Origin of the sequence: Desulfococcus multivorans (genome assembly GCF_001854245.1) — a bacterium.
Classification (GTDB): domain Bacteria; phylum Desulfobacterota; class Desulfobacteria; order Desulfobacterales; family Desulfococcaceae; genus Desulfococcus; species Desulfococcus multivorans.
This window is the reverse complement of record NZ_CP015381.1, coordinates 2,558,868-2,573,279: the sequence shown is the minus strand read 5'-3', so window position 1 is coordinate 2,573,279 and position 14,412 is coordinate 2,558,868. Positions and strand designations below refer to the sequence as shown.

At 59.9% G+C, this 14,412-nt stretch carries 13 protein-coding genes; 4 read left to right on the top strand and 9 right to left on the bottom strand.

The window, feature by feature from the left end; genetic code table 11:
- Nucleotides 1-73 precede the first annotated feature (73 nt).
- The 8 genes from dmul_RS11260 to tesB form a co-directional block, all read right to left on the bottom strand.
- Nucleotides 74-505, bottom strand: coding sequence for an ACT domain-containing protein (locus dmul_RS11260; protein ID WP_020875111.1), 432 nt, complete (start codon nucleotides 503-505; stop codon nucleotides 74-76).
- Nucleotides 506-599: 94 nt separating this feature from the next.
- Complete coding sequence (locus tag dmul_RS11255) at nucleotides 600-1,901, bottom strand: phenylacetate--CoA ligase family protein (RefSeq protein WP_020875110.1); 1,302 nt, start codon at nucleotides 1,899-1,901, stop codon at nucleotides 600-602.
- Between the two features lie 376 nt (nucleotides 1,902-2,277).
- Nucleotides 2,278-3,066, bottom strand: coding sequence for an enoyl-CoA hydratase-related protein (locus tag dmul_RS11250; RefSeq protein ID WP_020875109.1), 789 nt, complete (start codon nucleotides 3,064-3,066; stop codon nucleotides 2,278-2,280).
- A gap of 168 nt (nucleotides 3,067-3,234) precedes the next feature.
- Entirely contained in the window at nucleotides 3,235-4,152 is a 918-nt protein-coding gene (locus tag dmul_RS11245; protein ID WP_020875108.1) for a DMT family transporter, read from the bottom strand.
- On the bottom strand, nucleotides 4,149-4,703 hold the full coding sequence (locus dmul_RS11240; protein ID WP_040413790.1) for a class I SAM-dependent methyltransferase: 555 nt from the start codon (nucleotides 4,701-4,703) through the stop codon (nucleotides 4,149-4,151). The genes dmul_RS11245 and dmul_RS11240 overlap by 4 nt, the downstream gene beginning before the upstream one ends.
- A 143-nt stretch (nucleotides 4,704-4,846) precedes the next feature.
- The gene (locus dmul_RS11235) at nucleotides 4,847-5,263 is read right to left on the bottom strand and encodes an NUDIX hydrolase (RefSeq protein WP_020875106.1); all 417 of its coding nucleotides are present in this window, start codon (nucleotides 5,261-5,263) and stop codon (nucleotides 4,847-4,849) included.
- 32 nt (nucleotides 5,264-5,295) lie between these two features.
- Nucleotides 5,296-6,138, bottom strand: coding sequence for a ComF family protein (locus tag dmul_RS11230; RefSeq protein ID WP_020875105.1), 843 nt, complete (start codon nucleotides 6,136-6,138; stop codon nucleotides 5,296-5,298).
- On the bottom strand, nucleotides 6,135-7,031 hold the full coding sequence (gene tesB / locus dmul_RS11225; RefSeq protein WP_020875104.1) for an acyl-CoA thioesterase II: 897 nt from the start codon (nucleotides 7,029-7,031) through the stop codon (nucleotides 6,135-6,137). Before tesB ends, dmul_RS11230 begins: the two co-directional genes overlap by 4 nt.
- Before the next feature lie 386 nt (nucleotides 7,032-7,417).
- On the opposite strand from tesB, the gene parE reads away from it, so the two are divergent.
- Genes parE through dmul_RS11205 form a run of 4 tightly spaced genes read left to right on the top strand, consistent with a single transcriptional unit; the run spans nucleotide 7,418 to nucleotide 13,480 of the window.
- Entirely contained in the window at nucleotides 7,418-9,349 is a 1,932-nt protein-coding gene (gene parE, locus dmul_RS11220; RefSeq protein WP_269466181.1) for a DNA topoisomerase IV subunit B, read from the top strand.
- Between the two features lie 35 nt (nucleotides 9,350-9,384).
- A complete protein-coding gene (gene parC / locus dmul_RS11215; protein ID WP_020875102.1) occupies nucleotides 9,385-11,691 on the top strand; it encodes a DNA topoisomerase IV subunit A in 2,307 nt (768 codons plus the stop codon).
- Nucleotides 11,692-11,700: 9 nt separating this feature from the next.
- A complete protein-coding gene (locus dmul_RS11210; protein ID WP_020875101.1) occupies nucleotides 11,701-12,687 on the top strand; it encodes a CoA transferase subunit A in 987 nt (328 codons plus the stop codon).
- A gap of 4 nt (nucleotides 12,688-12,691) precedes the next feature.
- On the top strand, nucleotides 12,692-13,480 hold the full coding sequence (locus dmul_RS11205; protein WP_020875100.1) for a CoA-transferase subunit beta: 789 nt from the start codon (nucleotides 12,692-12,694) through the stop codon (nucleotides 13,478-13,480).
- A gap of 27 nt (nucleotides 13,481-13,507) precedes the next feature.
- Here the strand turns inward: dmul_RS11205 and rnhA are convergent, their stop codons facing one another.
- Entirely contained in the window at nucleotides 13,508-14,233 is a 726-nt protein-coding gene (gene rnhA / locus dmul_RS11200; protein ID WP_020875099.1) for a ribonuclease HI, read from the bottom strand.
- Between the last annotated feature and the right edge of the window lie 179 nt (nucleotides 14,234-14,412).

The following is a 14,412-nucleotide window of genomic DNA, read 5'->3' as shown; positions in this document are numbered from 1 at the left end:
CGCTTTCCTCCATTTGGGGTTATGGGGTGTGGGGTGAGATCCCTACATGCCGGTCGATTCCGGCGCACCAGGGTCAAAGGGTATAGAGCTTGCGTCCCTCGATCACCGTCACGCCGTTATCCTTGAGCAGTTTCAGGGCCTCCTCCGTATGATCGAACCTGAAGATCATGACGGCGTTGCTGCCGCTCTGCTGAACAAAGGCGTACATGTATTCAACGTTGACGTTTCCGTTTTGAAGGATGGTGAGAATATGGTAGAGCCCGCCGGGCTGATCCGGCACCTCGACGGCCACCACGTTGGTTTTCCCCACGGTGAAGCCGTTTTCCTTCAGGACGCTGCAGGCTTTTTCATTGTCGTCCACGATGAGTCGCAGGACCCCGAAATCCGATGTGTCGGCCACCGACAGCGCCCGGATGTTGATCTTGTTTTCGGACAGGATCCGGGTGACCTCGGCGAGGCGTCCGGATTTATTCTCCAGGAAAATGGAAATCTGTTCTGCGCGCATAATGTTGTCTCCTCTGACTGATAGGGTTTTTCCTTCCGATATCGTCGACGGCGAACGGCGGCTACGGGGAATATATATCGGAAAATTCCCGCCGTTACAACTTCCGGTTGTCGATCACCCGAACGGCCTTGCCCTCGCTGCGCTGGATGGTCTTGGGCTCCACCAGTTTGACGTGAGCGGAGACCCCGATGATCTCCTTGATGTCTTTCGTGATTTTTTTCTCGATCTCCTGAAGGGGGCTGACCGTGTCGGAGAAGAGATTCTCTCCCACCTCGACCATCACCGTCAGTTTGTCCAGGTTGTCGACGCGGTCCACCTGAAGCTGGTAATGGGGTTCCACGCCCTTGGTCTCCATGAGGACGCTCTCGATCTGGGAGGGAAACACGTTGACGCCCCGGATGATGAGCATGTCGTCCGTCCGTCCGCTGACCCTGTTCATCCGGACGAGTGTCCGACCGCAGATGCAGGGCTCGGGATTGATGGAGGTGATGTCCCGGGTCCGGTAGCGCAGGACCGGGAAAGCCTCCTTGGTGATGGAGGTGAAGATCAATTCACCCGTCTCGCCGTAGGGAAGGGGCTCGCCGGTGTCCGGATCGATGATTTCGGCGATGAAATGGTCCTCCGCGATGTGCATACCGCGCTGGGCTTCGTGGCATTCGATGGAGACCCCGGGGCCGATGACCTCGCTCAGCCCATAGATATCCACGGCTTTCAGGTGGAGTTTTCTTTCGATCTCTTCCCGCATGTGTTCGGACCAGGGTTCGGCGCCAAAGATGCCGTATTTGAATTTCAGGTCCTTGAAATCCACGCCGAGTTCAGAGGCGACCTCGGCCAGATGAAGGACGTAGGATGGGGTGCCGGTGAGGATAGTGGGGCCGAAATCCTTCATGATGGTGATCTGGCGCTTGGTGTTGCCCCCCGATACCGGAATGACCGATGCTCCCAGTTTTTCGGCGCCGTAGTGGACCCCGAGTCCGCCGGTGAAAAGACCGTACCCGAAGGCATTGTGGATGATGTCTCCCCGGGTGGCGCCGCCGGCGGCCAGGGCACGGGCTATCAGGGTGGCCCAGGTATTGACGTCGCGGGCCGTATAGCCGACCACCGTGGGTTGGCCGGTGGTCCCGGACGATGCATGTATCCGGACCACCATATCCATGGGAACGGCGAACATGCCGAAAGGATAATTGTCCCTCAGGTCCTGTTTGGTGGTGAAGGGCAGACGGCAAAGATCCTTCAGGGATTTGACGTCACCGGGTGTGATGCCGGCTTCGGCGAATTTTTTGCGGTAGAAGGGGACGGTGGCGTAGGCCCGTTCCAGGGTCGAGCGGAGTCGCCTCAGCTGGATGGCCTCCAGGGCCTCCCTCGGCATGGTTTCGTATTCGATGTCGTATATCATGTTCTGTCCTCCTTGTTCCCACCGGATTTCACGCACTGTGGGATCGTTGGTTTGAAAAGGGATCGGCCGTGGCGGCTGCGACCGGATTCGGGTGCACAAAAAAAGGGCTGTCGGTGTGCCACCCACAGCCCTCTCAATATACCATGAATGTCACCCTACGTTGTGTCCACTCATGGCGCTTTTGTCTTTTTGTCGAGGTTGTCTACGCCCTCAGCCCATGAGCGGACCTTTTAAAGTAAAAAAATCCACTGAAAAAGCCGAGACCGTCAAAAAAGGGAAACCGGAGCATAGGCGCTAACCCATTGTTAAATGTTGGAAAGAATTTCGAAATCACCCATAACGAATCCGGGAAAACGTGTCAAGCGAAAAGAACCTTTTATTTCAGGCGACCCTTGAAAACGGCCTTTCGCTTTTCGAGGAAGGCAGTGGTGCCTTCCTTTGCGTCTTCGCTGGCCATGCAAAGCGCAAAGGCTTCGGCCTCGATATCAAGGCCGGTGGCCAGATCGACATTGAGACCCCGGTTGATGCTTTGCTTGGCCGCCCTGAGGGAAGCCTTGCCTTTGGCCGCGATGGTGCGTGCGGTTTTAAGGGTCTCCTCCATCAAGGCTTGCGGTGCGAAGACCTTGTTGACCATACCGATTTCCAGCGCTTCGGCCGCTGGGATCATTTTTCCCGTGAAGATCATCTCTTTGGCCCGGTTGGCGCCGATCAAGCGCGGCAGGCGCTGGGTGCCGCCAAACCCGGGGATGATGCCGAGGCCGATTTCCGGCAGGCCGAAATTGGCGCTTTCCGATGCGTAGATGAAGTCGCACGCCAGGGCCATCTCGCTGCCGCCGCCTAAAGCAAAACCGTTCACCGCCGCAATAACCGGAATGGCCAGGGCCTGGAGTTTGCTGATGACGGCCTGACCCTTCTGGGCGAAAAACTTGGCCTGAAGGGGGCCGAAGGTGGCAAGCTCGGTAATATCCGCCCCGGCCACAAAGGATTTTTCACCGGCGCCCGTCAATATCAGTACGCGGATGTCCTCATTTTGCGCCGTATCGTCCAGGGCCTGAGCCAGTTCGTCCAGGAGCGCCCCGTTGAGGGCGTTGAGGGCTTTGGGGCGGTTGAAGGTCAGTGTTGCGATACCGTCTTCCACCGTAAACAGAATGTTTTCATATGCCATGGGTCTGCCTCCGTCTTCATTCAATTGCTCATTCATGAAAGTCCGCGGCTGCCGTATCCGTCATTACGCCTGAAAGGTGCGGTGCCCTGAAAGGTGCGGTGCCGGGATCGACGGCCAAATTTCGACTGGGTGTTGCTTAAAGCATCGATGCCGCTTTGTCAACGGGAATCATCCCGCTTTCTTTGTCGCTTCCCCCCGGGACGCCAGGTAGATGGCGAAAAGGATCAGGCCCCCGCCGAGCAGCTTGTGGACGGTGAAGCCCTCGTCGAAGAGAAAATAGGCCATGATACTGCTGCCGATGGGCTCTCCCAGGAGGCTCACGGCGATGGTGCCGGCGCTGAACCATCGCAAAGACCAGTTGTAACTCGTATGGCCGATCAGCTGGGGAATGAGGGCCATGGCCCAGAAGGCGGTGACGGTGTTGGTGGAAAAACCGCTGATCGGCAGTCGAAGACAAAGGACCATGGCCCACAGAATGACGGCGGCGCTTCCGTAGCAGACGGTGACATAGGCCGTGAGTGTCAGTTTCTGCCGAAGGCGGCGGCCGATCAGGAGGTAGACCGCCGCGCAGATGCTCCCGGCAAGGGCGAGGGCATCGCCCAGAAGCGCCTTGCCGCCGGTCTCGAAATCTCCGTAGCCGATGATGACGCCGCCCACGACGCTGATGAGAATGCTGACCACGGCGGTTCTGCCCAGACGCTCTCCCGTGATGAAGGGCGTCAGAATGCCCACCCACAGGGGATTGGTGTTGACGAGCACGACGCTGTTGGTAACCGAGGTGTAATCCAGGGAGGAGATCCATGTGGCGAAATGAAGGGCGAGAAAGAGGCCCGAAAATCCGGCAAGCCTCAGATCGGCTCCGGAAAGGCGCATCAGCTCACGTCGGGCGGTAAAGAAGGCCACGGGCAGAAGGACCAGCGTCGCCAACCCCACGCGATAGGCCGCGATGACCAGGGCGGGGGCCTCACCGGCCAGTCTGGCGAAGATTGCCCCCGTAGACACGGCGAAGACGCCGACCACCAGAGCGAAAAACGGGTTTACCCACGGCGCCGAAACGGCGGTGTCCATCCCTGGGGAATGTTTCATCGTTTGATCCCCACCAGGGTTGCCGTGCGCCACAATCCCCTGGGCGTGGAGACGGTCTTTTCCTGGTAATAGATGATATAAAGGGAAATGAAGGCGTGAAGCAGCTCGTTGTCCCGCAGCAAATAGTCGCGGCACGATACGGCCTGGGCGCCGTATTCGGGGGCTTCCACGTAAGTCTCGAAGATCAGCATTCCCCCGGGACGGAGCGCCTCTCGAATGTAGGGAAAGAGGCGCCGGTTCAGAAAACGGATGTTCAGGATCAGGGTGTACCGCTCCGGTGGGATATCATAGGTGTCCAGGTCGGCGTGAACGGTCCGGATCCGCTGGTGTTTGCCGGCGATGACGGCAAGGGCTGCGTCGGAGATGTCGACGGCATCGACGTCAAATCCCTTTTCAGCCAGGAAGAGCGTGTTTCCGCCGGTGCCGCATGCGATGTCCAGAGCCGGACCTGCGGGAGCCATGGGTCCAAAACGTCGGACAATGGCCGTGGGCGGTTTCATATGGGGATCCTTCCGATACTTTTCGTTCCATTTGACGCGGTTTTTTTCCATACAATCCGTCTTTGATAATGGGTAATTCATAGGCCGTATCCTCCCGGCACCTCTATCCGATCACCATCATGAAAGTCGAAAGTCGAATGGGTAGGATAACCCGTCAACCTTTTCGCGGGTCCGTGGAAGCCGCTCCGGGCTGATCAGCCAAAACTGAACCGGGTTTTCAGCAATTTTCGGGTGGTGGGATTGACGTCCATTGCATCCATCTCCGCCGCAGACACCCATCGGACCTCTACGGCGTCGTCTCCGGCCGAGGGTACGCCCCCCACGTATTCCGCCGCGAGATCCACAATGACGTAATGGAAGCGTATCCCTCCGTCCGGGTCGCGCTCGATGACGTCAAAGGTAAACACCGGTTCACCGGCCCGGATGTCGATGCCGGTCTCCTCCCTGATCTCCCTTTCAGCCGCTTCCTTCAGGGTCTCTCCCAGGTTGAGACGACCGCCGGGGATGGCCCAGACCCCTTCCGCGGGGGGCTTGCCTCGAAGGACCAACAGGATCTTGTCGTTCTTGAATACCACGGCGCCGACGCCGACGCGGGGCTGATCCGGATACATGCGGTTCGATCATCCTCCCATGGACCGGTCTATTACCGGCTTTGAACGGTTTGCGCAAGCGTGAGCACGTCGACCCTCCCGGCCCCGGCCCTGCACAGGGTTCGCGCGCACTCATCGGCCGTGGCGCCGGTGGTGTAGACGTCGTCCACCAACAGGATTTTTTTTTCACGGACATCGCACTCTCCGGCCACGGCAAAGGCGTTCTGGATGTTTGTCCGGCGCGTGCTCCGTTTCATTCCGACCTGGGTGTCCGTATCGCGGACCCTTTTCAGGGCGGATTTTTGAATCATCTCCTGGAAAACGGGAATCTGCATTTCGGCGGCGAGCTCGGGCCACTGTCGTATGAGCAGAAAGGCCTGGTTGAATCCCCGTCGCCGGAACTTGCGGGGGTGAAGCGGAACCGGGATCACGAGATCGATATCCGCTTCGGGCCAGTGCTGAAGAAAGGTTGAAAAAAGGAGGCGCCCCAGGGGACCGGCCAGTTGGGTTCTGGACCGGTATTTGAGTTGATGAAGGGCGGTTTTGAGGCTGCCGTCGTAGATGCCGAATGCCCGGACTTTGTGAAATTGCCTTGGTTTTTTCAGGCAGGAATCGCAGATCGGACCCCACTCCCCGCGGTTGTCGATCGGTCTGCCGCAACGACAGCAGTGAGGGCCGTCCCAGGCAGTGAAGTCGCTGCGGCACCGGGGGCAGAAAAATGGGGTTAACGCGGCTGCAAAGGCCTGGGGCGGCGGTGCCGCCACGCCGCTGGGATCGGCTTCGACGGTCCCAGGGAAAAATGCACCGCAAACCGTGCATTTGGAGGGGAAGGTGAAATCCAGAAGCGCCCGCCCGACGGCTCGGATCCTGCGAAGCGGCAGATGGATCGGTTTCACGGGATGCCCTGGTGCGGATCATCGTGGTAGCGGATCAGGCCTTCCTGCACCACCGAGGCAATGAGCCTGCCGTCCCGGGTGTAAATCCTCCCTGAGGCCAGGCCTCGAGCCTTACAGGCATTGGGGCTTTTCATGACATAAAGGAGCCAGTCGTCGATGCGGAAATCCCGGTGGAACCACATGGCATGATCCAGACTCGCCACCTGCATGGACGGCTCCCAGTAGCTGTGGCCGTGGGGATAGAGCGCCGTTACCACCAGGCCGAAGTCGGAGGCATAGGCCAGCAGATACCGGTGAACAGCCGGGTCATCGGGCATCCGGTCGATGGTTTTGAACCAGGTGTACCGGACCGGTTCCCGTTTCTCCGGAGCAAAGGGCTTGATGGGGTTGACGGGTCGCATCTCGATGGGTCTTCTGCAGATAATTTTTTCCCGGATGGCGGCCGGTATTTTGTCCTGATGGCGGAGGGCGAATTCGATGTCGGATTCGAGACCTTCGGGCCCTGGTACGCTCGGCGGGGCGTCCTGATGCTCGAAGCCCGGCTCGTCCACCTGAAACGATGCCGACATGCTGAATACGGCGCGTCCCTTCTGGATGGCGACCACCCGGCGGGTCGTAAAGCTCTTGCCGTCCCGGATGCAGTCCACGTCATAAACGATGGGTTTCCGGGCGTCGCCCATTCTCAGAAAGTACGCATGAAGGCTGTGAATCCTACGGTCTTTGGGAACGGTCTGGCAGGCTGCCGACAGGGCTTGACCGAGCACCTGTCCCCCATAGACGCTGCGATAACCCAGATCCTGACTCTGGCCGCGAAAAATGTTCTCCTCGATCTTTTCCAGTTTCAAGAGCTTGATCAGTTCTTCCAGCACATTGTCTTCAACGCAGACGCTCATGAGAGCTCCCTCCATGTCATGAATCCCTGAACGCAGTCGTCCGGAGCGGCCTGGATCCCGGTCTGTGCCGAACGATATTTCCTCCACGGTGTTGGAATTATAGCCGCCACGCGAAGGGAATTCAACCGTTATCCCGGCATCGAGGGGCTTTCTTCAGCAGCGCCGGAACAACGGGCCGCCGCGGATTAGGATTTGCTTTTTGATGCAGGAATGGTATTTTAGAGGCTGAAGACTGAAGACTGAAGGCTGAAGGGGCACAAATGCTCCGTTCGCCACGGTTACACCCCTTCAGTCTTCAGTCTTCAGTCTTCAGTCTTCAGTCTTCAGTCTATTTACAACGACGGCGCCTGTTGGTTGGGCGCTGCTCTGCTTGATGTGAACGGAGGTTGATTATCAAAGGCAGGGATCTTTTTGACGGTAATTCCGGCGGGGATTACGATGCCGCGTCCCTCGAGGTTTTGCGGGGGCTCGATCCGGTCCGCCGGCGGCCGGGAATGTATACGGATACGAGCCGGCCGAACCATCTCGCCCAGGAGGTCATTGACAACGCCGTGGACGAGGCCGTTGCCGGCTTTGCCCGTCAGATCAGAGTGGTGCTTTACGAGGACGGTTCTCTGGAGGTGGCCGACGACGGCCGTGGCATGCCGGTCGACCTTCACCCCGAAGAGGGGATGACCGGGGTCGAGGTCATCATGACGAAGCTTCATGCCGGGGCCAAGTTCGGGAACAAAAACTACCGGTTCTCAGGAGGGCTGCACGGGGTTGGGGTGTCGGTGGTCAACGCGCTTTCCACACGCCTCGAGGTGGAGATCCGACGCGGCGGAAACAGGTATGCCATCGCCTTTGCCAACGGCCGCAAAACGTCGGAGCTGACCCCAATCGGAACGGTGGGGATCCGCAACACCGGATCGACGGTGCGGTTCTGGCCGGATCCGCGCTATTTCGATACGCCGGGCTTTTCCGTGCGAAAGCTTCGTCATGCCCTTCGGGCCAAGGCCGTTCTCTGTCCCCGGCTCACGGTGATCTTCACCGACAAGGCTTCGGGGGAGACGGAAAAATGGTATTTCGAAGACGGCCTCAAGGACTATCTCCTGGAAGCCATGGCCGATCACGAGCGCATCCCCGAGGATCCGTTCATGGGCAGCCATGAGGGAGAAGGGGAGGCGGTGGCCTGGGCTGCGGTCTGGCTCCCGGAACAGGCGCCGATGGTTGCCGAGAGCTACGTCAACCTGATCCCGACACCGGTGGGCGGCACCCACGTCAACGGCTTCCGGAGCGGCCTCCTGGCGGCTCTGCGGGAATTTTGCGATTTCAGGAACCTGATGCCCCGCGGCATCAAATTGAGCCCGGAAGATTTGTGGGACCGCTGTGCCTACGTGCTCTCGGTGAAAATGAACGATCCCCAGTTCTCGGGCCAGACCAAGGAGCGGCTCTCATCCCGGGAGTGTGCCGCTTTTGTGTCGAACATCGTCCGGGACGCCTTCGCCCTCTGGCTCAACCTCAATACCGATGCAGGGGAACGGTTGGCCGAGATGGCCATCGAAAATGCCCGAAAACGTCTCAAGGCCGCCAGAAAGGTCGTGCGCAGAAAAGCAGGGTCGGGGCCGACCCTGCCGGGAAAACTTGCCGACTGCATCTCCCAGGATCCGTCCGAGGCCGAGCTTTTCCTCGTGGAGGGGGACTCGGCAGGCGGTTCGGCGAAACAGGCGCGGGACAAGCAAACCCAGGCGGTGCTGCCGCTCCGCGGAAAGATTCTGAACACCTGGGAGGTCGACACCGACCAGATCCTGAAATCCAACGAGATTCACGATATCGCCGTGGCCACCGGGGTCGATCCCGGAGCGTCGAGCCTTTCCGAACTCCGGTACGGAAGGATTATCATCCTGGCCGACGCCGATTCCGACGGGCTTCACATCGCCACCCTCCTCTGCGCGCTGTTTCTCAAACATTTCAAGCCGCTCGTCGCGGCGGGGCGTATCTTCGTCGCCATGCCCCCGCTTTATCGGATCGACCAGGGCAAGAGCGTTTATTATGCGCTGGATGAAAACGAAAAGGACGCCATCCTGAAGCGGCTCGAAAAGAGCCCCAAAAAGGGGCGGATCGGTGTCCAGCGGTTCAAGGGTCTGGGGGAAATGAACCCCGGTCAGCTCAGGGAGACCACCATGTTTCCGGATTCCCGGCGTCTTGTCCAACTCACCCTGGATGATGAGGCCGGAATATTTGAAACCATGGACATGCTTCTGGCCAAAAAGCGCTCCAAGGACCGCAGGCACTGGCTCGAGGCCGAGGGCGACCTGGCCGAATCCGAAATCCTCTGAAACCCATTCGACACACCGCCACGGAGTGAAGTCTAATGAGCGACACCGCATCCATCGTCGATGAAGGCGCCGAGCAGCTTTCCCTCGGAAATTTTGTCCGGCCCGCCTATCTCAACTACGCCATGTACGTGATCATGGACCGGGCACTGCCCTTTGTGGGAGACGGTCTCAAACCGGTCCAGCGCCGCATCGTCTACGCCATGAGCGAACTGGGCCTCAAGGCCACCGCAAAGCCCAAGAAATCCGCTCGAACGGTGGGGGATGTCCTCGGTAAATACCACCCCCACGGCGATTCGGCCTGTTACGAGGCCATGGTGCTCATGGCCCAGAATTTTTCCTATCGGTATCCCTTCATCGACGGACAGGGGAACTGGGGTTCCATCGCCTCTCCAAAGGAATTCGCCGCCATGCGGTATACCGAGGCCCGTCTCTCGGCCTATGCCGATGTGTTCCTCTCGGAACTCTCCATGGGCACCGTCGACTGGGTGCCCAACTTCGACGGAACCCTTGAAGAGCCGCGGATGCTGCCGGCGAGGCTGCCCAATATCATTCTGAACGGCGCAGCAGGGATCGCCGTCGGCATGGCCACGGACATCCCGCCCCACAACCTGCGGGAGATCGTTGCAGCCTGCATCCACCTCATCGACAATCCCAACGCGTCGCTGGAGGATATCTGCGGGATCGTCCCGGGGCCGGACTTCCCGACGGGGGCGGAGATCATCACGCCGGCGGCGGAGTTGACGGAGATCTACCGGAACGGTCAGGGCATGATCCGGATGCGGGCCACCTATGAGCTCGACAACGGCGACATTGTCGTCACAGCCCTGCCCTATCAGGTTTCCCCCGAGAAGGTCATCGAGCAGATCGCCGCGCAGATGATCGCCAAAAAGCTTCCCATGGTCTCGGATATCCGGGATCTTTCGGACCAGGAGGAGCCGACGCGCATCATGATACTGCCCCGGTCTGCCCGCGTGGACAAGGAGGCCCTCATGAGCCATCTTTTCGCCACCACCGACCTCGAGAAAAGCGTCAAGGTGAACATGACGGCCATCGGCCTGAACCGAAAACCCCAGGCCTTCGGCCTCGTCGACCTCCTGCGCCAATGGCTCGAGTTCCGTCGGGACACGGTGACGCGACGGCTGCGGTTCCGGTTTGACAAAATCACCGAACGCCTTCATATTCTGGACGGGCTCCTCGCTGCCTATCTCAACCTCGATGCGGTGATCCGGATCATAAGGGACAGCGACGAGCCCAAGACGGCCCTGATGTCAGGTTTCGACCTCAGCCCTTTACAAGCCGAAGCCATCCTTCAGATCCGCCTGCGTCAACTGGCGCGGCTGGAGGAGATTAAAATCCGTGAGGAAAAGGCGGGCCTCGAGAAGGAGCGGGATCGGATCGAGCGGATTCTGGGTTCGGATCGACGCATGAAAACCTTGATCAAGAAGGAACTTGCCGCCGATGCGGAAACCTACGGCGATCCCCGGAGGACCCGAATCGTGGCACGGAGGGAAGCCCATGCCATCAAGGAGACGGATCTGGCACCGCCCGAGCCGATTACCGTGGTGCTTTCCGTAAACGGGTGGGTTCGAGCGGCAAAAGGACACAACATCGATCCGGCACAGCTCTCCTACAAGGCCGGCGACACGCTTTTGAGCGTGGCCCGGGGCAACACCCATCAGCCGGCCGTCTTTCTCGACACCGCCGGACGGAGCTACGCCCTGCTGTCGGGCACGCTGCCGTCGGCCAGAAGTCAGGGGGAGCCTTTGACAGGCCGGCTGTCCCTGGCGAGCGGGGAGCGCTTTGTCGCCGTCGTTATGGGTGAACCCGGCCGCAAGCTTTTGCTGGCCAGCGACTGCGGATACGGTTTTGTGACCGACGCCCACAACATGGCCACCAAGAACACCAAGGGCAAGGCCATGCTGACCCTTCCCCGGAACGCGAGACCCCTGCCGCCCCGGGAGGTCCGGAATCCTGAAACCGATTGTCTGGCGATCGTCACCACCGAAGGCCGGATGCTTCTCTTTCCCGTCCGGAATCTGCCGGAGTTGTCCAAGGGGAAGGGAAACAAGATCATTCAGATCCCCCCGAAAGCCGCCCGGGAGCGACGGGAACTGGTTAACATCATCGAGATCGTGCCCCAAGGGGCGACAATAAAGGTTCATTCCGGGAAACAGGCGGTCAGGTTTACCTGGGAGAGCCTGTCGGTTTTCATGGGGGAGAGAGGCCGCCGCGGAAAGCTCCTGCCCAGGGGATACCAGCGGGTTGACTACATAGAGGTGATACCGCCTCACGAACCCGCTTCCGGTGCTGCCGATGCATCCGGCAGCGGATCGGGGGAATGATATCGAACCATGACACAGAGGCAACCGCAGCATCATAAGGTGGTGCCGCTTACGGATGCCGTCCGTCGATATGTCCGGGACGGCACCCACCTGGCCATTGGCGGATTTACCCTGAATCGAAACCCCATGGCGGCGATCCGGGAGATCGTCCGGCAACGGGTCCGGAACCTGCATCTCTATGCCCACTCCAACGGCACCGGACTGGACGAACTGATCGGCGGGGGCTGTGTTGCGAGACTCGAGATCGCCTATGGCGGTAACGGCGTGGCGACGCCCACCTGCATTCGATTTCGGAAGGCGGTGGAGGCGGGGCGCATCGTGGTTGAGGATTACTCCAATTATATGATGAGTCTCCGATTCCTGGCAGGAGCCATGGGGGTTCCTTTTCTGCCGACCCTCTCCGGTCTGGGATCGGACATCGCCGCCCGGTGGGGGTTCTCGAAGGCGATGCGGAGAGATGATCCCCGCCTTCCGGACGACAAGCTGATCGTGATGGACAACCCCTTCGGCGCCTGGGGGGAGGCCTCCCGGGTGCTGCTGGTGCCGGCCGTCAATCCCGATGTGACCCTGCTCCACGTCCAGACCGCGGATGCCATGGGGACATGTCGCATTGACGGGCTGCCTTTCGGGGATATCGAACAGGCCAAGGCCTCCCGCCATGTCATCGTCACCTGCGAGACGCTGACGACAACCGAGGCCCTTCGGGCTCATCCGGAGCGAAACCAGCTTGCCTTTCCCCACGTCAGCGCCGTCTGCCATGTTCCCTGGGGCGGGTATCCCACCGCGGTCTACCGCCGTTACGACTACGACGCCGAATACCTGAAGGCCTATGCCGAGGCCGCAGGGGACGAGGAGCGGTTCGCGGCCTACCAGGAACGGTACATTTTCGGGGTCGACTCCCACGAGGCGTTTCTGGAAGCGGTTGGGCGGCCGAGGTTAGAGGCGTTGAAAGCCGATCCAGAGACTGGTTATGCCGTGAACATGAAAAGGGGATGAACCCATGGAGAAGCTGTGCTACACCCCTCGGGAGATGATGACGATCATGGCCGCGCGGGAGATCGGGGACGGAGACATCGTGTTCTGCGGGACCGGTATCTCAATGCTGGCCGCTGTCGCCGCCAAGAAGATCAACGCCCCGAACAGCGTCATCTTTTTTGAGACCGGGGCTGTTGACGCCCGCATCGCAGAGCTGCCGCTGGCGGTATCCGATCCGCGGATCATGTATGGCGCGGCCGCCCATGGGAACCTGCTGGACGCCTTTGCCTTCATGCAGAACCGGTTCACCGGTGATCGGATCATCGCGATCTTAGGGGCGGCACAGATCGACCCGTTCGGGAACCTCAACACCACCTGTATCGGTCCGTACGACCGACCGGTGATTCGCTTCTCCGGCAGCGGCGGCGGATGCGACGTAGCCTCCTTCGTCCCCCGGTGTATCGCTTTTATGCAGCATGAAAAACGCAAGTTCGTCGAGCGGATCGACTATCTGACGAGTCCGGGAGGACTCGACGGCGGCAGGTCACGGGAGAAGGCCGGCCTGCGTCCCGGGGGTATTGGGGTCGTCATCACCAACAAGGCGGTGATGCGAATCGATCCGGAGACCCGGAGGCTCTATCTCGACCGGTATTATCCCGGAATCGCTCCCCGGGAGATCCAGGACAGCACGGGCTTTGCCGTCGATGTCTCCCGGTCCTGCGAAGCTTCGCCGCCCACGGCGACCGAACTCAGGATTCTTCGGGAAGTCTGCGATCCCCAGGGGCTCATCCTGAGAAACCGACCCTCCGATTGACGTCCGGAGAGAGGAGCCGCCCGGCCCTCAGAGATGTCTGGACGCTTCATAGACCGTGTCCGGCGGGAGGTCGGGCCTGGCGGACTGCACCCGGACCAGTTGATCGCACCGTTCGTTGCCGGCATTCCCCGCATGCCCCTTGACCCACCGGAATTCGACGTCGTGCTTCTCGCAGAGATCGAGCAGCTTTGCCCAGAGATCGGGGTTGACGGCCCTGTCGGTCCTGGTCCGCATCCAGCCGTTGGACCGCCATCGTCTGGCCCAGCCTTTGGTGATGCCGTCCACAACGTATTTTGAATCGCTGTAAAGGGTAACGGCAGACGGCTTTTCAAGAGTGCGCAGGCCGACAATGCAGGCGGTCAGTTCCATGCGGTTGTTGGTGGTGAGCCGAAATCCGCCGGAAAATTCCCGGGTCGCACCGTCTTCGACGACAACCACTCCATAACCTCCCGGACCCGGGTTTCCCAGGGCCCCGCCGTCCGTATAGATGATGACGCGGTCCGCATCGGGCAGCCGCTCCCCGGCATCTCGGGAGGCCTTCGCTGCGGAGATGTTGCCGCCGGAAGACTTGCGTTTCCAACGATTTGGCGGATTTTTCAAAAAGGCTTCAGCCTCCTCCCGGGTCAGGAATCCCTTGTATACGGCCCCCGGGAAGCCGCTGACCTGGGCCTGGGCCCCCGCTTCCCCGAACCATCGGGTATAGATGCCGGGTTTCCGGCCCTTTGCAACCGCATAGAACTTTTGGGTGCTCATGAAGTATGTTCCTCTGGATGTCCGATATCGTTTTTGTCGATGTTCAGGGTATCATATGTTCACCACAACCTCATTACGCCGTCAAAAAAGCGTATTTCGGGTGACAACGATTACCTTTAAAATCCGAAGCACCGCAAGCGAAAAAAGCTTTGCACCTCTGCCTTGATTAATGCCGGGTG